The following is a 21,576-nucleotide window of genomic DNA, read 5'->3' as shown; positions in this document are numbered from 1 at the left end:
GTCAGGGAGACGGCGCAGAAACCTGCTCAAGCAGAGTCATGATGGGCGGCACCTGATCGGTGAAAATCCCGTCAATACCAAACTGGCTGATAAGCACGCCAAGTAGCGCGCCCGCATCGATATCGGCTGGCAGTACGTCGTGACGATAGGTGTAAGGGTGAAGCAGCAGACCTTGTTTGTTGGCCTCATTCACCCATGCCGGCGGCACAGGCGTCTCGTTTAGCCCTGATGGCAGCATGGTAACTAAAGCCGGTCCAATGCCATTGACCAGCCCGGTCAGGCCCTGAATACCTTCTGGTGTGCGATAGACGTCGTAGTCCTTACCGATGCCAATCAGGAAAACCAGCTGACCGGTATAGCCGAATTCCTGTCGTAGTCGCCTGATCTCAGCAAAATCAAAGCACTGAAGAAACAGCCTGGCATTGGCAGACAGCAGGTCAAAACGCTTTACAGTATCCAGCACTATGGCGCTGATGTCCTGTCCGTGCTTTTTATGGAATGCGGGCGATTTTATCTCAATGTAGAAGCCAATCTCGGTGTTGCGCAGCCGGTTCAGCTCCTGAATCAGCTGAATGTGTTCATCCAGTGTGGCGATGCGCAAATCAACGCCGGTCGCGCTAAAACGGTGAGGGAACACGGGTTTGCCCTGCGGGTTAGTGCGCTCGTGGACGCGCAGGGTTTTCAGCTCGGCGAGGGTAAAATCGATCACATAAAAGCGTTCGTCTTCCCTGGCGCGGTCCGGGAAGACCTCTTCCACGTTAGTCACCGTTTCCAGATGAATGTCATGCAGCACAACGGGTTTACCGTCTTTACTCAGCACCACGTCCTGCTCAATATAGTCGGGCATCTGTGCGTGGGCCAGTGCGGCCGCTACCAGCGTATGCTCTGGTAGAAAGCCTGACGCGCCCCGGTGTGCAATGATGTCAAATGCGCTGGATGAAAAAGAACATACGAGCGCAAAGACGGCAAAAATTTGACCTGCCCTGGTCTTCCTGCCGGTCATTATGCCTTGGTCTCAATCAGCTCAATGGCATAACCATCCGGATCGCGGACAAACGCGATAACGGTTTTTCCGCCCTTTACCGGCCCTGGCTTTCGGTACACATCTGCACCTTTCGCCTCCAGGTGTTCGCAAAACGTATAGATATCATCAACGGCGAAAGCAACGTGCCCGTATGCGTTCCCTTTATCATAGGTATGATCGCCCCAGTTGTATGTCAGCTCCAGTACTGCCTGCTCACTTTCATCCGCGTATCCGACGAATGCCAGGGTGTATTCATACTCGGTATTGTCTGATTTACGCAGCAGTTTCATTCCCATCACATCCGTGTAAAAGTGCAGTGAGCGGTCGAGATCTTCAACCCGCAGCATGGTATGCAACATTCGCATAAGTCTCTCCTCAATGGTGTATTAAATCGGCCTGAGGCGTGTCAGCCTAGCAGATTGATTCAACAGGTGGAAACTGACCTTACAGATCAACTTTGTCTTTGTATTCGCACAGATCTTCAATAAGACAGGAGCCACAACGGGGCTTTCTGGCCAGACAGGTATAGCGGCCATGCAGGATAAGCCAATGGTGCACGTCGACTTTAAACTCTTTTGGCACGACTTTGAGTAATTTCTCTTCTACCTTCTCGACGGTTTTCCCCATCGCAAATTTTGTGCGGTTTGAGACACGGAAAATGTGAGTGTCCACCGCAATAGTGGGCCAGCCAAAGGCCGTGTTTAGTACCACATTGGCCGTTTTTCGGCCAACCCCTGGCAGGGCTTCCAGAGCCTCGCGGCTTTCCGGTACTTCACCACCATGCTTATCCAGCAAAATCTGGCTGAGTTTGACCACATTGCTGGCTTTAGAATTAAACAGACCAATGGTTTTGATGTATTCCTTCAGCCCGTCGACGCCCAAATCGACGATGGCCTGTGGCGTGTTCGCGACAGGGAACAGTTTGTCGGTGGCTTTGTTGACACTGACGTCAGTCGCCTGTGCTGACAATGTCACCGCGACCAGCAACTCGAAGGGGGTGGAAAAATTCAGCTCGGTCGTCGGATGTGGATTTGCATCGCGTAACCGGGTCAGGATCTCTTTGCGTTTCGTGTTATTCATAACAGCTCATGCTCATTGCTTCGGTCAGACTCAGCTTTCGGCCGTGACACGCGCACGTTGTGCTTTTTCTTTGGTTTTGGATTCACGTGCTGCCAGTCTGGCGTCGATGGTATTTTTAACGGCAATCAGTAATCCCATACCGAGAAATGCGCCGGGCGGAAGAATGGCCAGAAGAAACGGGGTATCAGTATGAAACAGTGTGATTGTCCAGTCGGTTGCCACTGCACCGAACAGCCGGTCAGCGCCCGCCAGCAGCGTACCGGCACCGAGAATTTCACGTAGGGCACCAAGGATCACCAGCACCAGGGTAAATCCCACTCCCATCATCAGGCCGTCAAACGCAGCGGCACCAGGCTGATTTTTTGATGCAAATGCTTCGGCACGGCCAATAATGGCGCAGTTAGTAACAATCAGCGGGATGAAGATGCCCAGGGCAAGATAGAGTTCGTAAGTAAACGCATTCATCAACAACTGAATGATGGTCACAAAGGCGGCGATGATCATCACAAACACCGGGATCCGGATTTCGTTGCGAACCAGATTTCTGATCAGCGATACCGTGACGTTGCTGCCGATCAGAACCAGGGTAGTGGCAATGCCCAGCCCGAGTCCGTTCACTACCGTGGCAGTCACCGCGAGCAGAGGACACAGCCCCAGTAACTGGACCAGTGCCGGGTTATTTTTCCAAAGTCCCTGCCAGCTTAAATCTTTAAAGTCACTCATTGGATGCCCCCGGGTTGATGCTGCATGCATTATCGGCCTGGGTGAGTGAGTTCTTATTATCAGACACAAACAGTAATGCATTCTTCACGGCACCGACAACCGCTCGCGGTGTGATGGTGGCGCCTGTAAACTGGTCAAAGTCACCGCCGTCCTTTTTTACCTGCCAGGGGATAAGATTGTCCGGGTCAAACTGCCTGCCAGTAAATCCGGTTATCCAGTCACTGACAGCGAGTTCGATTTTATCACCCAGTCCCGGTGTTTCTTTATGGTCAAGCACGCGCACACCCAGCACGTCCATCGTTTTGGAGACACCGACAATTAGCGCAATATTACCGCTGTAACCGTCAGGTGCCGTGGCCTCTACCGCAAATGCCTGTACCTCATTATTTTTAACTGCCAGATACACACGATGCGAAGCGGAGTTACCCAATAGCGGGTCGCTGACCACGGTACAATGCCGGTAAAGCGGTGAATCAAAATAGGTCGTTGGTACTACTTCGGTGAGCACGCCCAGAAGCCGCGCCTGCTTTTTCTCTTCTATTGTGGCCCGGGTACCGTTATAGGTCAGGCTGATCAGCGCGGTGGTTACAATGGCAAACGCTGCCAGCATGCCCCCATTTTTAGAAATCGTAGTTAGCATGGCTTCCTCATTACCTGCGCCGCCCGGTTTGTGCACGGTGACCGTAAGTCCGGGGACGGGTGTAATAATCAATCAGTGGCACGGCCATGTTCATGATGATGACCCCAAATGCAACGGCATCAGGATAGCCGCCAAAGGTGCGGATAATGACAACCCAAAAGCCAATGGCGGCACCGAATACAAGACGACCTTTTGCGGTGGTTGATGCCGAGACCGGATCTGTGGCAATAAAGAAAGCGCCAATCATGACCGCGCCATTAAACAGGTGAAAAACCGGGGACGCGTAGACATCCGCGTTGATAAGATACAAAAACAGTGAGGTAACGGCCACCCCGGCCAGCATGCTGCCCGGAATATGCCAGCTGATCACCCGCTGTTGCAGTAATACCAGTCCACCCGCAAGCCAGGCCAGACTGAGCCAGCCCCAGCCGGTGCCCATGGCATCGAGCAGACCGCCGTCAAAAGAGGCGGTTCGCAGCAATTCTGAGTAGGTCATGCCCTGCGTCAGCCCGGTTTTTACCGTATCCAGTGGTGTTGCCGCGGTAACTCCATCAGCCAGCGTACGTAATTGTGCAACATCATATCCTTCTACGGTAAAGCCAGTAAAAATCAAAGACAGCATGTCGCTGAAACTGGTCGGATGCAGACTTTGGGACTGCACCGGCAGCCATTGTGTCATCGCCGCGGGGAACGAGATGAGCAGGGCGACATAGGCAATCATGGCCGGGTTGAAGATATTAAACCCAAGTCCGCCATAGACCTGCTTCGCGACGGCAATGGCAAATACCGTACCGGTAATCGTCATCCACCAGGGCAGGGACGGCGGAATGCTGACAGCCAGCAACAACGCGGTCAGGACAGCGGAATAATCACTGAGCGTGCGTTCTACCGGACGTTTTCGTAGCCACACGATAACGCCTTCAGTGACAACGGCGGCGACACACGCAAGTAACGCCTGGATAATCACCCCCCAGCCAAACAGAGCCGCATGGGTGATAATGCCTGGTAGCATGGCGTAAATGACCAGACGCATTATCTGGCCAGTGTCACGCTTAACCCGCTGATGTGGTGAACTTGATAAACTTAGCTTCATGATGATTCGTCGTTGTTATCAGAGGTTTTGGCGGCCTTTTTCGCCTTCGCCCGTGCGACGGCGGCGGCAATACGTTGTCGTTTTTCGTCGTCCGCACTACTTGTTGTTTTGCTGCTTTCAGTGTCAGACGTAGTCTCTGCTGCGGCTTTTTTAGCCTTTGCTCTGGCTACGGCCGCGGCGATTTTTTGTTGTTTTTCATCGTCGGTACTCCCGGCAGAAGCTGTAGTCTGACCAGAATCATCCGCTTTATTTTCCCGCGCCGCTTTTTTTGCCTTAGCGCGGGCTATGGCTTGCGCGACACGGGCTTGTTTATCGTCATTCTGCGCAGTTTCAGTCTGGGAAGATTCGGTCTGAATGGACTCGGTCTGAATGGACTCGGTCTGAATGGACTCGGTCTGAATGGACTCGGTCTGAATGGAGTCGGTCTGAACAGATTCTGGCGTTGATGGTGTTTCATCTCGCTGGGCTTTCTTTGCCTTGGCACGCGCAATCGCAGCGGCGACCTGGGCCTTCTTATCTTCAGGTGCCGGTGCTGCCGTGTCTGCCTGCGCTGCCTTTTTCGCTTTGGCTCGCGCCAGTGCGGCTGCCACTTTATCTTTTGTTTCTGCAGGCGCCTGGGATGCGCTTTTCTGACGCGCTTCCTGAGCACGGCGGTGCCGCGCTTCGCGTTCTTGCTTCTCTTGTTCTAAGCGGGCTTTTCGGGCCTCAAAACGCTGTTTTGCTTTTTCTGCTTTATTTCGTTCATCACGTTCCAGCCTGATTGCCGACTTGGCCTGGCGATAATAATGCACCAGCGGGATCTCGCTGGGGCACACATAGGCACAGGCACCGCATTCGATGCAGTCGAACAGGTTATAGTCCTGCGCCTTGTCGTACTCCTTGGCCTTGGCATGCCAGAACATTTGCTGGGGAAGCAGACTGACCGGACAGGCATCAGCGCAGGCGCTGCAGCGAATGCAGGGTCTCTCTGCATCATCGTCAGCCAGTTCGTGCGCCGCGGGCACCAACAGACAGTTGGTAATTTTGACGACCGGAATTGATACGTCGGCCAGGGTAAAGCCCATCATGGGGCCGCCCATAATCACACGGGGGGACGTTTGCTGACCCGGATGGTAGCCAGCATAGTCAAGCAGGTGGCTGACAGGCGTGCCCAGTCTGGCCCAGACATTCCCCGGACGGGTGAGTGCGTCGCCGGTCAGTGTTACAACGCGCTCAATAAGCGGCTTGCCGCTGATAATTGCGTCTGCGACAGCAAAGGCGGTTCCGACGTTAAACATCAGTACGCCGACATCGGCGGGCAGACCATGGCGCGGCACCTCGCGACCGGTGATAACCTGAATTAACTGTTTTTCACCGCCAGCCGGGTATTTGGTCTCAACATCAACAACCCGGTATGCCGCCTTATCCTGACAGGCAACCTTCATCGCCTCAATGGCTTCGGGCTTGTTATCTTCTATCGCGATAATTACGGCTTTGGGCTCAACCAGATGAGAGAGAATGTCAATGCCCTGGCGGATTTGCCAGGCATGCTCACGCATCAGACGATCATCTGCTGAGATATAGGGCTCACACTCGACCCCATTGATAATGAGAAACTCAACTGGCTTGCTGCTCGAGGTTTTGATATGGGTTGGAAAGCCTGCACCGCCCATACCAGAAATACCGGCATTACAAATTGCTTCGACCAGCGTGGCTTTATCGACATGCTGATAATCCGCGATGGGTGTCAGCTCACACCAGCTATCGTGACCGTCTGGACGAATGCTGATACACATTTCTGTCAGGCCACTGGGATGGGCAATAACGTGCGGTGCAATCGCAATAACTTCACCGCTGGTAGGGGCATGTACCGGCACCGCGTAGGGGTTATTGCCTGCGGTCAGCGGCTGGCCTTTTTTTACAACATCACCCACCTCAACAAGGCATGTGCCTTCGCTGCCAACATGTTGCCGCAACGGCAGCGTGATGAGATCAGGCAAGGGCGGGGTAGTTATTGCTGTGGTATTGGACAGCGCTTTTTTGTCGTCAGGGTGAACGCCACCCGGGAATGTCCCGGTTTTACCCTGATTCAGTAAATCAATGATGTGTTCAAAACTGGGAGATAACACGGTCAGGACACCATCTTAATTGGAATGTCACCTTTCGGTGAAGAGGAGAAGTCCCACTTCCATGAGGCTGTTGTTGGCGTGACAGGGACCATATCAATACAGTCTACCGGACACGGATCGACACACAGATCACAGCCGGTGCACTCTTCTGCGATAACCGTATGCATTTGTTTCGCAGCACCTAATATCGCGTCAACCGGACAGGCCTGGATGCACTTCGTACAGCCGATGCACTCATCTTCCCGGATAAATGCCACTTTTTTTACATCTTCCTGGCCGTGGGCATCGTCGAGCGACTTCGGCTCAACGCCCATCAAATCAGCCAGCTTTTTGATGGTTGCTTCACCGCCCGGAGGACATTTATTAATCTCATCCCCCTGCGCGATTGCTTCAGCGTAAGGGCGGCAACCCGGGTAACCACACTGTCCGCACTGGGTCTGCGGCAATATCTCATCAATTTGATCTACCAGTGGGTCGCTTTCAACTCTGAAGCGGATACTGGCGTACCCAAGCAACAAACCAAAGCCCAGCGCCAGCGCGCCAATTGAAATCAGTGCGAATGTCATCATGAGTGGCTGACCAGTCCGCTAAAGCCCATAAAGGCCAGTGACATCAGGCCTGCGGTAATCATGGCAATGGATGCGCCTTTGAATGATACCGGTACATCGGCCGCGGCCAGTCGTTCCCGCATGGAGGCAAACAACACCAGCACCAGAGAAAAACCGAGTGCGGCACCAAAGCCATAAATCAGGCTCTCGGTGAAATTATGCTGCTCGGTAAGATTCAGCAATGCAACGCCGAGAACCGCGCAATTGGTTGTAATGAGCGGCAGGAATATACCCAGCAAGCGATACAGGGTAGGACTGGTTTTGTGAACCACCATTTCGGTGAACTGGACGACCACCGCAATCACCAGAATAAACGCCAGCGTCCGTAGGTAGCCAATACCGAGTGGTGCCAGCAGGTAAGTTTCGACAAGGTAGCTCGATGCTGAGGCCAGTGTTAATACAAACGTGGTTGCCATCGACATACCGATAGCGGTTTCAAGTTTTCCGGATACGCCCATAAACGGGCACAGTCCAAGGAACTTGACCAGAACAAAATTGTTGACCAGTACTGTACCAATAAGAAGTAATAAAAAATCTGTCATGAAACCGAAATTGCCTTGTCGGTGACGGACTATGCTACAAGCCGGCTCACATTCTGGCAGGCTTTAGCTCGAAGACGGCCACTATTATCGCTTGTTGAGCGAAGATTAACAACTTGATTGCAGTAAGGTTATTTCAGGAAAAAGATCAACCGAAGACGACTTTTCGTCGCAGCAATTTCAAATGAGAACACAAAGAACATGAGAAGAGAGGTTGGCTCCCCCTCCCCGACTCGAACGGGGGACCTGCGGATTAACAGTCCGTCGCTCTAACCAACTGAGCTAAGGGGGAATTGCCTTTGAATTGTTTGTATGAAAGTTGGCTCCCCCTCCCCGACTCGAACGGGGGACCTGCGGATTAACAGTCCGTCGCTCTAACCAACTGAGCTAAGGGGGACCTGACTTTCAACGGTGGCGAATATTAAAGACGTACTGGTTTGCTGTCAACAACCTTATTCGTATTTTTATGCTACTTGGATAAAAAATAACTTTTTAATCGTTTTGTGATGAAATAGTGCTCAAAGCGTCAAAAAACATGGTTAATTTATCAGCTAACTGGCTCGGGCCTGCCTGATTAGCGATATCACGGTGTGCGGAAAATCCCTGAAAAATTTTTCTTGAGTTTAGTTCTAAAAAATAAATTTAAAATAACCAAAAGCTATAAATATTCTTTTGACTACTGGTCAAATGTACAGAATTTCATAAATCTGTAACCTGTATGCTTTCATTGTGAGGTTAGTCATTACTTACATAAAATTGTGATCGTTGAGGCCGATCTCGCGTGGTTACTGGCCTTTGGACAGTTATCCACTAAAACTGTGGATAACTGTGTTGATAGTTGTGTTTTTCACTCTGAAATTGTGGCGATCGTCTGATGCAGTTAAGCTGTCTTGTTTCCAGAAATAAAATTAATTTTCAATTTAATCAATGAGATAATTAATATATCTGTGTTTTTCCCGAAATGGCGAATAACTTCACATAGACACTAAAAACCTTGTGTGTTAATGCACGCTGTTCGTATATAAGATACCCGGAACAGGCTGGATCGGCCTCATGGTATTAACATTTTTTTTACTTCTGTCGCCGGCATTTATTTTATCAATGAGCCGGCGTCTGACGACGTAATGGCCAAATTCTTGTCGTTAGGCTGTCAAAAGATTGTCATAAGCGAAACGCGGGTTCTCCGGAGGTAAAAACGAAGGAGAATTGCGGTAATGCCATCGCGATTTATATATAAATGTCATGAATGGAAGATAAATCTCATTTTCTGCACTTTTACAGCTCTACCACCTGTTTTTGCGGCCAGATACGCCAGATGATGATTAAAAGCAATCCGTTGGCATCTTGAGAAGCCGGTATTATCACCACCTTTTTTTTCGTCGCGTTGAGCGTATTGCCATAGCCATCTGGAGGTGGCTGCCTTAGACTACACCGCTATCACAGTTATCCCTGTTCACAGCGTGATATCACGTGTTCAGGCGAAACCAACAAAAGCGCAGCTGCAAGTTGAGAGTGCGAGTGAAGACAACGACCCCACAGCCAAGAAAATCTGACCTCACCGAAGGTGACATAGCCAGTACGCTGAAGCGAATGACCATTCCCATGATTCTGGGCATGGTGATGATGATGAGCTTCGGGCTGATCGATACCTTTTTTGTCAGCCTGTTGGGCACCGAGCAGCTTGCCGCGATCAGTTTTACCTTTCCTGTCACGTTCACTGTGATCAGTCTGAATATTGGCTTAGGCATCGGCACGTCGGCGGTCATCGGCAAGCTGCAGGGAAAACAGAATCATGATTTGTCACAGCGCTATGCAACCGGTGCCCTGATGATCTCACTGATCCTGGTTACTGTGCTCGCAGCGATTGGGCTTGTCACCATGACACCCGTATTCCGGGCGTTGAATGCGACTGAAAACCTGATGCCGTTTATTCATGACTATATGGGGGTCTGGTATTTTTCGAGCGTATTCCTGTCTTTGCCGATGGTCGGCAATAGCGTCCTGAGAGCCTGTGGTGATACCCGTACACCCAGTATTATTATGGCGGCGGGGGGCGGCCTCAATGCACTGCTTGACCCGCTTTTCATTTTTGGCTGGGGGCCCTTTCCTGCAATGGGGATCCAGGGGGCGGCGCTGGCGACGCTGATTGCCTGGATGGTGGGCGCCAGTTGGATCCTCTATGTACTGGCCGTGAAAAAAGGTCTGATGGTACCTCGTCTGTTAACGCTCAGCGAATTACAGGAGAGTGGCAAAGAGATTTTGCGTATCGGCCTGCCGGCGGCCGGTGCGAACATGCTGACGCCAATGGCGGGCGGCGTACTGACTGCAGTGGTAGCTAACTACGGCGCCGAAGCGGTAGCGGCCTGGGGCGTGGGGAACCGGATGGAGTCTATTGCCTGCATCGTGGTACTGGCATTGTCGATGACACTGCCACCTTTTATTAGTCAGAACATGGGGGCCGACAAGCCGCATCGTGTCGCCAGTGCCTATGCCGCCACAATGAAATTTGTACTGGGCTGGCAATTACTGGTTTATCTGGCGCTGTGGCTGTGTTCCCCGCTTATTGCTGCGGCCTTTGCAGAAGAAAAGGCTGTTGCGGAACTGATTCAGCGGTTTTTAATGATTGTTCCTATCGGGTACGGCTTACAGGGCATCATTATTCTGACCAATTCTGCACTGAACGCGATGCACCGGCCAATGTCGGCACTGGTGCTGAGTGTCATCCGCCTGTTTGTCTTTTACGTACCCATCAGCGTACTGGTCAGCCTGGCTTTTGATCTGACCGGTCTGTTTTGGGGCACCGTGGTTGCGAATACGCTAATGGCGTGTCTGTCTTTTACCATTTTCAAACGTGCACTCGCGCACAACGAAGTAAACGCAGAGGGTAAACAACTTCATGAGTAAAGGTTTTGAACTGGTTTCATCGTATAAACCGGCGGGTGATCAGCCCAACGCGATTGAGAAACTTGTTGATGGGCTGGAAAGTGGCCTGGCGGCACAAACACTGCTGGGTGTTACCGGGTCGGGAAAAACCTTCACCATGGCCAACGTTATTCAGCAGGTTCAGCGTCCGACCCTCATCCTGGCGCACAACAAAACACTGGCGGCGCAGCTATACGGAGAAATGAAAGAATTTTTCCCCAACAACGCGGTGGAGTATTTCGTGTCTTATTACGATTACTACCAGCCAGAGGCGTACGTGCCCAGTACTGATACCTTTATAGAGAAAGATGCGTCCATCAATGATCACATTGAACAGATGCGCCTGTCAGCGACCAAAGCCCTGATGGAACGCCGCGATGTTGTGATTGTGGCAAGTGTGTCGGCAATCTATGGTCTGGGTGATCCGGAATCGTATATGAAAATGCTGCTGCACCTGCGTCAGGGCGACACGATGGACCAGCGTGACATTCTGCGTCGTCTGGCCGAGCTGCAGTATAAACGAAACGATTTGGCGTTTGAGCGTGGTACTTTCAGGGTACGCGGTGATGTGATTGATATTTTTCCTGCAGACTCTGAGAAGCAGGCGGTGCGTGTCGAATTGTTTGACGATGAAATCGATAAAATCAGCTTGTTTGATCCGCTGACCGGTGCCGTTGAAAAATCGGTGGTAAGAGCCACCGTGTTCCCGAAGACCCACTATGTTACGCCGCGTGAAAAGATCCTGAATGCGATTGAAGAAATCAAAGACGAACTGAAAGATCGCAAAGCACAGCTACAGTCAGCTAATAAATTGCTTGAAGATCAGCGTCTGACACAGCGCACACAGTTCGACATCGAGATGATGATGGAGCTGGGTTACTGCAACGGTATTGAGAACTACTCCCGGTATCTGTCAGGACGTGCGCCTGGCGAGCCGCCACCGACACTGCTGGATTATTTCCCGGCTGACGGCCTCATGTTTATCGACGAATCACACGTGACCGTATCGCAGGTTGGCGCCATGTATAAAGGTGACCGGTCGCGAAAAGAAACGCTGGTGGAGTATGGTTTTCGTTTGCCGTCTGCGCTGGATAACCGCCCACTCAAATTTGAAGAGTTTGAGCAAACCTGTCCACAAACCATTTATGTGTCGGCAACACCGGGTGACTATGAACTGAAAAAGTCTGACGGTGATGTGGTTGAGCAGGTTGTCAGACCAACGGGGCTGCTGGATCCGGAAATTGAGGTCAGACCGGTGGCGACCCAGGTCGACGATGTACTCTCAGAAATCCGGTTACGGGTAGAACGCGATGAACGAACACTGATCACCACGCTGACCAAGCGGATGGCGGAAGATTTAAGTGAATACTTAAATGAACATGATGTGAAAGTCCGCTATCTGCATTCGGATATTGATACGGTCGAGCGCATTGAAATAATTCGTGACCTGCGACTGGGTAAATTTGATGTTCTGGTTGGGATTAACCTGTTGAGGGAAGGGCTGGATATGCCGGAAGTCTCCCTGGTTGCAATACTTGATGCCGACAAGGAAGGGTTTCTTCGCGCAGAGCGCTCCCTTATCCAGACTATCGGCCGTGCGGCCCGTCACATTAACGGTAAAGCCATTCTGTACGCTGATCAGATCACCAAATCGATGCGCAAGGCGATGGATGAAACGATGCGTCGTCGCGAGAAACAGGATGCCTACAACAAAGCCAATAACCTGACGCCGATGAAGCTTAACAAGCCGATTACCGACATTATGGATGTCGGCGATGGTGCACATCCTGCCGCGGGCAAAGTCAAACTGCGCAAAGTGGCTGAGAAGAAAAAGCAACAACAGGCTGCCAGTGCAACAGAGCTGATGGATCAGATTGCCGAGCTTGAAAAACAGATGTTTGAATACGCCCGGGAACTGGAGTTTGAAAAAGCCGCGTCGTTGCGTGACGACATTGAGGCGTTACGCAAACAGGTGGTAGCGCTTTCATAATCCAGACTGTATGCCATGAAATACCTGATGTGGGCATGGATGCCTGCAAACACACTAAAAATGCCTGACATATCGAAAAAAATCTGATTGTAATCGCAGGCTGACTTGCTATGATGGCAACATTGAGTATCCATAACTATACCTATAAATGGTGCTGCTATGTTAAATCGTCTGCAGGAATCCGATATCAAACTGCTTCGGGTCTTTTATGCGGTGGCCAGCTGTAATGGTTTTACAGCGGCGGAACCGGTACTACGTATGCAAAGGCCGAATATCAGTGCGGCCATCAAAAAGCTCGAAGAGCGTCTGGATCTCGTGTTGTGTCACCGTGGGCGTGGCGGTTTCCAGATGACAAAGGAAGGCGAGGTCGTCTTTCAGGAAACCAAGCGGATCTTCAACGCGTTCGATAACTTCGTGTTCAATCTTAAATCGCTGCACGATGATTATTCTGGTCACATTACCCTGGTGCTGATGGCGGGCCTGCCGTTATCCGTTCACCTGGCGGTCAGTAAAGCCGTTAAGAGCACCATGAAGAAGTTCGACGATATCCACGTCAACATCCAGACCCGTCTTTACAATGAAGTGGAGCACGTCGCGCTGTCCGGCGAATGTCACCTGGTTGTTTCAACGTATGATATGGTCAAGCCCGAGTCAGTGACGTTCCATCCTATCGGAACGTCATGCGCTGGCCGGCTTTACTGTGCGCCGACGCACCCGCTGGCCAAGTACCGCGACTGTGCACTGCCTGCTGACGTGAAAATTGAAGATTATCCGGCAATTGGTATTTCTGGCTTGTCGTCTGCGAATTACATAGAAGATGATCGTCGGCTGGCAATTCAGACATTCTCTGATTCTTATGACGCCGCTATGTCGGCTATGATGACCGGAGAATATGTGGGTTTGCTGCCTGATTATATGGCAAAAGAGCAGGGCGCGAGCCTGGGCCTGGTTCCGATTGCACAAGGCTCACTGTTTAACTTCAGCCACGAAATGTTCGTCATGAACGGCAAGAACACCCGTCTGAACCCGGTGTTACGGCACTGTATTAAAGAACTCAGCTACTTTATTTCAGAAAGTCAGAAAGGATAGTGGTATACCGGCGTCTGCTAAGCAGACGCCGTCAGCCTACTCATACGCCAGAGGATCTGTGGCGTTGTTGTCTCTGAACGCTTCAAGTCGCTCTTCACACGCACCGCATTTACCACAGGCCTTCTCGCGGCCGTTGTAACAGGTCCAGGTTTGTCCGTAGTCCAGCCCCATGTTCAGGCCGTCAGTCAGGATCTCGGTTTTGCTGTTGTGAATATAGGGTGTGACGATATCAACCGGAGTGTAATTGGCAATATGACAAACGTCATTCATTTTCTGAACAAATTCAGGACGACAGTCTGGATAAATCGCATGGTCGCCTGAGTGCGCGCCATAGTAAACCTGGTTGATGTCCAGGCTGACCGCGTAGCCCACCGCAAGCGACAGCAGAATCATATTGCGGTTAGGTACCACCGTCGTCTTCATACTGGGTTCTTCGTAATGCCCCTCAGGAACATCGATGTCTGACGTCAGTGCAGAGCCGCCTACCAGCGAGTTAATCGCACTGATATCGACCACTTTATGTGAGACGCCAAGTCCGGCACAGACACGGGCGGCATAGTCGATTTCTTTTTTATGGCGCTGGCCGTAATCAAAGGTCAGCGCATGAGGCGTTTTGCCTTCCCGGATAGCGCGGTGCAGGACGGTAAACGAATCCATCCCGCCAGAATAAATAACGACGACGTTTTCTGACATAGTAACCAAAGTATTTAAATAATTTACACGGAATTTTATGTGATCCTTGGTAAAATCCCAAGATGCAATTAGTTTGGAGTCCATCTTGTCAGCGTTACCAACGACAACACTAAAAATTAATGAAATGTTCGAGACCATCCAGGGCGAGGGGGCACATACGGGTATTCCGTCTGTCTTTGTACGTCTGCAGGGCTGTCCGGTTGGCTGTCCGTGGTGTGATACAAAGCATACCTGGACATTGGATCCGACATTTCAGACCAGTGCCGACGCCGTGTTGTCGAAGCGCCAGGAGAGCGAGGCGTTTTTCTCCCTTGATGATACGGCACTGCCTGCGTTGCTGACAAAGCAGGGCTATGTGGCCCGGCATATCGTCATTACCGGGGGGGAGCCGTGCATGTATGACCTGCGCGCCGTCACTACGGCATTACACGAGGCCGGTTACACCACACAAATTGAAACCAGTGGCACCTACGAGGTGTTATGTGACCCACGGACCTGGGTAACCGTATCGCCTAAAGTCAATATGAAGGGAGGGATGCCGGTACTCGACAGCGCGCTCAACCGAGCGAATGAGATAAAACATCCGGTCGCCATGGCACGCCATGTGGAGGAGCTGGACGAGCTGCTTGCCCGACATCAGCATCGTGATGACGTTGAAATTTGTCTGCAGCCCATCAGTCAGCAGCCGCGGGCAACCACGCTGGCGGTTGAAACTTGTATTGCCAGAAACTGGCGGTTATCGTTACAGACACATAAATATATCGGCATTGAATAAGGACAAGCATGATGCGTTCATGGGCTGGTAAGACTGCACTCAGGGTAACCACGCTGGTGTTGTTGTTACCTCTAACGCCCTTACTTCAGGCTGCGACCTGGTCGCTGACCTATCCCAGACCGCTCGATGAGCAGGATATGCGCAACGAGTACCCGGTTGCGTTGTTGCAACTGGCGCTGGAGAAAACCGGCGTCAGCTATTCGCTGTCACCGTCTGATCGCATTTTGTTGCAAGGCAAGGCATTACGACAGTTACGTGAAAATCGTGAAGTCAACGTGGTGTGGAGCATGACTGATGTCCAGCGCGAAAAAGATCTGCTGGCAATTCGCATTCCTATCGCTAAGGGCCTGATTGGCTTACGCCTGCCGGTGATAAATCGCCGCCACGCGTCGAAAATAGCGGCGGTGAATGACGCCGCCGGCCTGCGCCAGTTAACCGCAATACAGGGTGAAGAGTGGCCAGACACCAAAATACTGCAGGCCAACGGGTTCAATGTATTAACGGTGCGCGAGTACAACGACGGTTATCACGCACTGGCGCAGAACCGTGGAGACTTCTTTCCGCGTTCAGTGATTGAAGTGACCAGTGAACTGGCGGAAAAAGGGCGCGATGAAGATCTTATCCTCAACGACCGGCTGGCGCTTTATTATCCTTCCGCCATGTATTTTTTTGTTAACCGGGGAAATCCGACGCTCGCAAGGCTGATTGAAACCGGGCTGAAACGCGCAATTAAAGACGGAAGTTTCGATGTGCTGTTTAACGCCTCATACGCGCCGCTGTTAAAAGAACTGAATATCGACGAGCGCACGGTATTTGTGTTTGAGAATCCACTGTTACCGCCTAACACGCCCCTTGGGAATGATGCGCTGTGGTATCGCACCGAAGGCTTTGAGGAAGAGTAGTATACCGGCCTGACCCGCTCAGCAGGTCAGGCTGTATCAGAGGCCATGATGCTTATGCTTCTCCGGCATGAACCCCTTTCATAGAACGTCCGGATGGATCCGCATTGGCTTTAAAACTTTCGTCCCACTCCAGTGCTTCGGCAGTGCTGCAAGCGATGGACTTTCCACCAGGTACACAACGGGCAGCACTCTCCTGAGGAAAATAGCCTTCGAAAATACTGCGGTAGTAATAGCCCTCTTTGGTATCCGGCGTATTATGCGGAAAACGAAACTCGGCGGTAGCCAGCTGCTGGTCGGTGACTTCCGCGTCAACAAAGTCACGAATTGAGTCTATCCAGGAGTAACCCACACCGTCACCAAATTGCTCCTTCTGACGCCATAACACCTCTTCTGGCAAAGTTTTACCGTCATCAAAAACCTTACGCAGGATCCATTTTTCCATGCGTCCGTCGAGACACATTTTATCCTGTGGGTTCAGGCGCATCGCGACATCCAGGAAATGTTTGTCGAGAAACGGTACACGCGCTTCAACGCCCCAGGCTGACGTTGCCTTGTTGGCCCGGGCACAGTCGAACATGTGCAGGCGGTCGAGCTTGCGCACGGTTTCTTCATGAAACTCTTTGGCATTCGGCGCTTTATGAAAGTACAGGTAGCCGCCAAAAATTTCATCAGAGCCTTCCCCTGAAAGCACCATTTTAATTCCCATCGCCTTGATTTTTCGGGTCATCAGGTACATCGGCGTTGCTGCGCGGATGGTAGTGGTATCGTAGGTTTCCAGGTGATAGATAACATCCCGAATCGCATCAAGCCCTTCCTGAATTGTAAAATGGATCTCATGGTGTACTGTGCCAATCATGTCAGCCACTTTTTTCGCGGCTTTCAGATCCGGGGCGCCTTCAAGGCCAACCGCAAAACTGTGCAGACGAGGCCACCAGGCATCTGACTTGTCTTCATCTTCCACACGTTTGGCGACAAATTTTGCGGCCACAGCGGACACCAGCGACGAGTCAAGACCGCCGGACAGCAACACGGCGTAGGGCACATCTGACATCATGTGGGACTTTACCGCTTTCTCAAATGCGTCTTTCAGCGCGTCGAGGTCACTGGTATTGTCCTTCACGGCGTCGTATTGCATCCAGTCGCGCTGATAATAGCGTGTCAGCTTGCCGGTTTTACTCCACAGATAGTGCCCTGGCGGGAACTCACTGATAGTTTTACAGACCGGGGCGAGGGCCTTCATTTCAGACGCCACGTAAAAGTTGCCGTGCTCATCATACCCGGTGTACAGCGGGATAATGCCAATGTGATCGCGGGCAATCAGATAGGCATCCTGCGTCTGGTCATACAGGACAAACGCAAACATACCTTCAAGCTTATCGATGAAATTTACTCCCTCCTGCTGATACAGCGGGAGAATCACCTCACAGTCTGAACGGGTTTTAAACGGATAGGCCGGAGATAACCCGGCCTCAAGTGCCTTGTGGTTATAGATTTCACCGTTTACCGCGAGGATCTGCTGATTATCTGTACTGATAAGCGGCTGAGCGCCGGTGTCGACATCAACAATCGCCAGGCGCTCATGACAAAGGATGGTATTGTCATTGTTCCAAATTCCCGACCAGTCGGGGCCTCGGTGGCGTAGCAGTTTGGCAAGGTCCAGTGCCTGAGTTCGTAACTCAGACACATCGGTTTTGATATCCAGGATACCGAAAATACCACACATAAATCGGGTTCTCTCTTGTCACTTGTTGAAAAAAGGCGTTTTTTCTGTCGATCTCACTGGGAGACAGCGGAAGGTTTTTATTGTTATTGAGAAATCGCGCAATGCCCGTTTCTGTTGTGACCGCCTGTCACTGAATGTGCCAGTCTGACAATAAATTGCAAGCACATTCTGATGAATTCTGCTGACGATGCTTTCCCCGATGGAAAGTCGCCATGGCACGGGATAACGAGGAATAAAAAAGGCTGACAGAGTCAGCCTTTTCGGGGAGATTTATTGCTGGCGCTGGAACTCGCTGGTGCGGGACCATTCTGGCCAGTGGGTGTCTGTGGCAATGTGGTAGCCTACGTCGAACAGCATTTGCGTGTCCTGCGCAATACCGCTCAGGTCCCAGCTGTCACGGTATTGATCACAGACCTGATGGTAGCAACCGGTGACAATCACGTTCATGCGTTTGCGGTACGTAGCCGTCTCTTCATCGGCCGGCGTGCTGCCGCCTTCCGCGTACAGTGCCGGTACGCCTTTTTTGGCGAAGCTGAAGTGATCCGAGCGGTAATAATAGCCAGCTTCCGGTCTGTCCTCTTGGGTCAGGGTGCGGCCCTGTCTTTTCGCCGCTTCCTTCAGGTAGTTTTCCAGTTCAGACTTACCTTTACCGACCACGGCGACATCCTTGGTTTTACCAAGAATGTTCATGGCGTCCATATTGATATTCGCGACGGTTTTTTCCAGTGGGATGACCGGATTGTCAGCATAGTACTTAGAGCCAAGCAGCCCCTGCTCCTCGGCCGTTACAATCAGGAAAGTCACTGAGCGATCCGGGGCCGGAGAAAGTTTGCTGAAGGCCTGTGCCATGACCACACTGGCAGCCGTTCCGGTGGCATTGTCATGGGCACCGTTGTAGATCTGGTCGCCGTCGAGACTCTCGTCTTTACCCAGGTGGTCCCAGTGTGACGTGTAAATGATGTGCTCATCAGGACGTTTGGCACCCGGCAGCGTGGCAATTACGTTGTGGCTGGTTGATTTTTTAAAGGTGTTTTGTACCGTTACCGAAGCGGTCAGATCCAGCGCCTTGTGATAAGGCCCCTGCATTGCTTTGGCCTTTTCTGCATCAAAGTCGAGCCCCGCATCAGCAAACACTTTTTTTGTCGCATCCAGCGTCAGCCAGCCTTCAACCGCGACACGGCTTTGTCCCTGATCCGGACTGACCAGACCGTACTGTGGTCCGCTCCAGCTGTTCGCCACCACAGACCAGCCATATGAGGCAGGCGCGGTCTCGTGTACGATCAGTGCCCCTGCTGCACCCTGACGGCTGGCTTCTTCATACTTGTAGCTCCAGCGGCCATAGTAAGTCATGGTCGTGCCCTGAAACTTCCCGCTTTTCGGATTTTCAAAGCCTGGGTCGTTGACCAGAATCACGACGGTTTTTCCTTTAACATCCAGGCCCTCATAGTCATTCCAGCCATACTCAGGGGCATTCACGCCGTAACCCACAAACACCAGTTCTGAGTCGGTCAGGGCAACGGTTTCCTGTTCACGCTTGGATGAGGCGACCATGTCCTGCTTGTAGGCAAACTCATTTTTACCAATTGTCATGGTCATGTCCGGATTAGCGGTAATTTCCATGAGTTCGACTTCCTGCAGGTAACTGTCGCCATTACCAGGCTTAAGACCGGCTTCTTTGAACGCGTTGACCAAAAACTCCAGCGTTTTCTTTTCGCCTGCGGTGGTCGGAAGACGACCTTCGAATTCATCTGATGCCAGCGTTTTCAGCGGGCCGCGAATATCGTCGCCGGTAATGCTGGCGTATACTTCATCAAAATTACTTACCCCCGTGGCAGCAGTTTCTTTATCCTGCTCAGGGGCTGTGGTGCTCTGCTCTGCTGGCGTGCATGCAGCCAGACCAGCGAGAATAATCAGAAATCCAGGCAACGTTCTTTTTTTCATTTGTCATCCACGTTTGCTTTACAATGAAGCCTGAGTATAGAGAAAACCCTTTCGCAGTCCAATAGGTAGTCATGGTATCCGCAACACGAATCTGGCACCCCGAAACACTCAGACAGAGCGCCGCGCCGCCGGTCATTACGTTGCTTGACGAGATGACGCTATCAACCTCATCGACGTTCCCCTCCCCACAGCAATTAAGCAGGCTTGCTGCGCAGCAACACCATGGTAAGTGGTGCGGCCCCGAATTCGTTGGTCAGGCCCGGTTAGGTGACGATGAGACACGCTATTATGAAACGATTATCGCCGAAGATGGGGTGGTTCCTACACGTGAGGACAACTGGCATGACTTATTTAACGCGCTGATCTGGATACAGTTTCCAAAAACCAAAGCGCTGTTAAACCAGTTGCACAGGGAAGATATTCTTCATCATGGTTTGCATCCGCGTACCGCAAGGCGAAACCATATCACGCACTTCGATGAATGCGGTGTGGTGCTGGCAGTGCCCCAACAGCATGTGGATGAAGCCAGTCAGATATTGTATCTGCTGGATCAACATTGCTGGTCTGAAGCCTTTCTGGAAGCCGGTAACGCGTGGGGCAGGGTATTGTTGCCGGTGGTATTTGGTCATGCAAACCTGGAGATGATGCTCAACCCGTTCATCGGACTGACTGGCAAATGGCTTGCAGTCACTGTACCCGATAACTATATCGTGGCGTCGGCCGCAGCGAAGCGGGCAATGCTGGATGATGCGCTGACAACGCGCATAGCGTCACTGGACTATCTCCAGCATCGCAATACGCTCAAGCCACTGCCGTTACTCGGGGTGCCCGGGTGGTATCAGTCGCAGTCCCCGGCATTTTATCGTAATACGGATTACTTTCGCCCGAGAAACCCGGCGTTGCCGGTAACCCGGCAGTTACCATTACCCTGAAGAACGTTCAGACAATGACCAGCACTAACCAAATGCCAAGGATGACCGCACACGGTGCCAGAGCAATCGTAGTGGCTTTTTGTGCGTTGAAATGGGTCCACTGGCGAACCCCGACGGTCATCAGGTAGGCGGACCAGGCGACATCAAGACGCAGTGTTTGTGTTAATCCGAACCAGTCGGAGTCCATCGGGATATTAAGCAGATAAGCCAGCGACAGCGGCGACAACGCGGTAGGAGCGATCTCAGCAGTGTCAGCAAGGAACAACAGGGCAATGGCAACAATGCTGTTAAAAATCATCGGCATGCTTACCCACCAGGTAAATCCGTACCAGTCAGTAAAGCCCTGTACGCATTCTTCATCGCTACGGGTTGCGACATTCAGATAGCCGGCAAATACCGCATTCAGTATCAACACGCCCAGTACGGTGCCAATGATGGCAAAGGTGCTCATTGCCGTGCGCGTCATGCTCTGACGCATGGCGTCCCGCTCGGCCGGACTGGCATCGGCGTACTGTGATGACATGATGAGATCCTGATACCAGGTAATATCTACCGTACTGAAGTACAGGTATCCGGGCAGCACTGCCATGACGGTGACAATAAAGAAGGGCAGCCAGGACCAGTTATGCTTCTCACCAACGGCATGAAAAACACCGTTAGGTTTCAAAAAAATATCGTTACAAGCCTGAATGGGATTGGTGACCTGATGCATTCCTTTCTCCTTCACATGCGATCCTGAACCTGCCACTGTATCAGGCGCTGACAATAAAATCTGCCTGATAGCAGGTACAGCG

Annotated in this window: 19 protein-coding genes and 2 tRNA genes; 6 read left to right on the top strand and 15 right to left on the bottom strand. The window is 51.7% G+C overall.

Annotated features, from left to right (window positions below; translation table 11 throughout):
• Position 1: 1 nt before the first annotated feature.
• The 11 genes from glpQ to AB1N33_RS08400 form a co-directional block, all read right to left on the bottom strand.
• The gene (gene glpQ, locus AB1N33_RS08450) at positions 2 to 1,003 is read right to left on the bottom strand and encodes a glycerophosphodiester phosphodiesterase (protein WP_411271104.1); all 1,002 of its coding nucleotides are present in this window, start codon (positions 1,001 to 1,003) and stop codon (positions 2 to 4) included.
• Positions 1,003 to 1,389, bottom strand: a complete 387-nt coding sequence (gene gloA, locus AB1N33_RS08445; RefSeq protein WP_411271103.1) for a lactoylglutathione lyase — start codon at positions 1,387 to 1,389, stop codon at positions 1,003 to 1,005. Before gloA ends, glpQ begins: the two co-directional genes overlap by 1 nt.
• Positions 1,390 to 1,468: 79 nt before the next feature.
• Positions 1,469 to 2,104 (bottom strand): endonuclease III, encoded by a 636-nt coding sequence (gene nth, locus AB1N33_RS08440; protein WP_411271102.1) that lies wholly within the window; start codon positions 2,102 to 2,104, stop codon positions 1,469 to 1,471.
• Positions 2,105 to 2,134: 30 nt separating this feature from the next.
• On the bottom strand, positions 2,135 to 2,827 hold the full coding sequence (locus AB1N33_RS08435) for an electron transport complex subunit E (protein WP_411271101.1): 693 nt from the start codon (positions 2,825 to 2,827) through the stop codon (positions 2,135 to 2,137).
• Positions 2,820 to 3,467, bottom strand: a complete 648-nt coding sequence (rsxG, locus tag AB1N33_RS08430; protein WP_411271100.1) for an electron transport complex subunit RsxG — start codon at positions 3,465 to 3,467, stop codon at positions 2,820 to 2,822. The genes AB1N33_RS08435 and rsxG overlap by 8 nt, the downstream gene beginning before the upstream one ends.
• Positions 3,468 to 3,477: 10 nt before the next feature.
• A complete protein-coding gene (gene rsxD, locus AB1N33_RS08425; protein ID WP_411271099.1) occupies positions 3,478 to 4,560 on the bottom strand; it encodes an electron transport complex subunit RsxD in 1,083 nt (360 codons plus the stop codon).
• Positions 4,557 to 6,668 carry an electron transport complex subunit RsxC gene (gene rsxC / locus AB1N33_RS08420; protein WP_411271098.1) on the bottom strand — a complete coding sequence of 704 codons (2,112 nt, stop codon included), beginning with the start codon at positions 6,666 to 6,668 and terminating at the stop codon, positions 4,557 to 4,559. The genes rsxD and rsxC overlap by 4 nt, the downstream gene beginning before the upstream one ends.
• Positions 6,669 to 6,670: 2 nt before the next feature.
• Positions 6,671 to 7,237 (bottom strand): electron transport complex subunit RsxB, encoded by a 567-nt coding sequence (gene rsxB, locus AB1N33_RS08415; RefSeq protein WP_411271097.1) that lies wholly within the window; start codon positions 7,235 to 7,237, stop codon positions 6,671 to 6,673.
• Entirely contained in the window at positions 7,234 to 7,818 is a 585-nt protein-coding gene (gene rsxA, locus AB1N33_RS08410; protein ID WP_411271096.1) for an electron transport complex subunit RsxA, read from the bottom strand. Before rsxA ends, rsxB begins: the two co-directional genes overlap by 4 nt.
• 212 nt (positions 7,819 to 8,030) lie before the next feature.
• Positions 8,031 to 8,107: transfer RNA gene (locus tag AB1N33_RS08405), tRNA-Asn, on the bottom strand.
• Between the two features lie 28 nt (positions 8,108 to 8,135).
• Positions 8,136 to 8,212: transfer RNA gene (locus AB1N33_RS08400), tRNA-Asn, on the bottom strand.
• A gap of 1,193 nt (positions 8,213 to 9,405) precedes the next feature.
• Between AB1N33_RS08400 and AB1N33_RS08395 the strand changes: the two genes are divergently transcribed.
• The 3 genes from AB1N33_RS08395 (at position 9,406) to AB1N33_RS08385 (ending at position 13,816) form a co-directional block, all read left to right on the top strand.
• On the top strand, positions 9,406 to 10,719 hold the full coding sequence (locus AB1N33_RS08395; protein ID WP_505433567.1) for an MATE family efflux transporter: 1,314 nt from the start codon (positions 9,406 to 9,408) through the stop codon (positions 10,717 to 10,719).
• Entirely contained in the window at positions 10,712 to 12,727 is a 2,016-nt protein-coding gene (uvrB, locus tag AB1N33_RS08390) for an excinuclease ABC subunit UvrB (RefSeq protein ID WP_411271095.1), read from the top strand. Before AB1N33_RS08395 ends, uvrB begins: the two co-directional genes overlap by 8 nt.
• Positions 12,728 to 12,886: 159 nt before the next feature.
• On the top strand, positions 12,887 to 13,816 hold the full coding sequence (locus tag AB1N33_RS08385; protein ID WP_411271094.1) for a LysR family transcriptional regulator: 930 nt from the start codon (positions 12,887 to 12,889) through the stop codon (positions 13,814 to 13,816).
• A gap of 36 nt (positions 13,817 to 13,852) precedes the next feature.
• Here the strand turns inward: AB1N33_RS08385 and queC are convergent, their stop codons facing one another.
• Entirely contained in the window at positions 13,853 to 14,509 is a 657-nt protein-coding gene (gene queC / locus AB1N33_RS08380) for a 7-cyano-7-deazaguanine synthase QueC (RefSeq protein ID WP_411271093.1), read from the bottom strand.
• 124 nt (positions 14,510 to 14,633) lie between these two features.
• On the opposite strand from queC, the gene queE reads away from it, so the two are divergent.
• Positions 14,634 to 15,284 carry a 7-carboxy-7-deazaguanine synthase QueE gene (queE, locus tag AB1N33_RS08375; RefSeq protein ID WP_411271154.1) on the top strand — a complete coding sequence of 217 codons (651 nt, stop codon included), beginning with the start codon at positions 14,634 to 14,636 and terminating at the stop codon, positions 15,282 to 15,284.
• An 8-nt stretch (positions 15,285 to 15,292) separates the two neighbouring features.
• Positions 15,293 to 16,186, top strand: a complete 894-nt coding sequence (locus tag AB1N33_RS08370; protein WP_411271092.1) for a transporter substrate-binding domain-containing protein — start codon at positions 15,293 to 15,295, stop codon at positions 16,184 to 16,186.
• Between the two features lie 52 nt (positions 16,187 to 16,238).
• Here the strand turns inward: AB1N33_RS08370 and asnB are convergent, their stop codons facing one another.
• Positions 16,239 to 17,909: an asparagine synthase B gene (gene asnB / locus AB1N33_RS08365; RefSeq protein WP_411271091.1), complete on the bottom strand. Its 1,671-nt coding sequence runs from the start codon at positions 17,907 to 17,909 to the stop codon at positions 16,239 to 16,241.
• A gap of 270 nt (positions 17,910 to 18,179) precedes the next feature.
• Complete coding sequence (locus tag AB1N33_RS08360) at positions 18,180 to 19,850, bottom strand: M28 family metallopeptidase (protein WP_411271090.1); 1,671 nt, start codon at positions 19,848 to 19,850, stop codon at positions 18,180 to 18,182.
• A 71-nt stretch (positions 19,851 to 19,921) separates the two neighbouring features.
• Here AB1N33_RS08360 and AB1N33_RS08355 point away from each other — a divergent pair, with 71 nt between their 5' ends.
• Positions 19,922 to 20,782, top strand: coding sequence for a DUF3025 domain-containing protein (locus AB1N33_RS08355; RefSeq protein WP_411271089.1), 861 nt, complete (start codon positions 19,922 to 19,924; stop codon positions 20,780 to 20,782).
• Positions 20,783 to 20,789: 7 nt separating this feature from the next.
• Here the strand turns inward: AB1N33_RS08355 and AB1N33_RS08350 are convergent, their stop codons facing one another.
• Positions 20,790 to 21,494, bottom strand: a complete 705-nt coding sequence (locus tag AB1N33_RS08350; protein WP_411271088.1) for a Yip1 family protein — start codon at positions 21,492 to 21,494, stop codon at positions 20,790 to 20,792.
• Positions 21,495 to 21,576: the final 82 nt, after the last annotated feature.

Origin of the sequence: Alteromonas nitratireducens (assembly GCF_040812025.1) — a bacterium.
Classification (GTDB): Bacteria; Pseudomonadota; Gammaproteobacteria; order Enterobacterales; family Alteromonadaceae; genus Alteromonas; species Alteromonas nitratireducens.
This window is presented reverse-complemented; position numbering and strand designations above follow the sequence as displayed.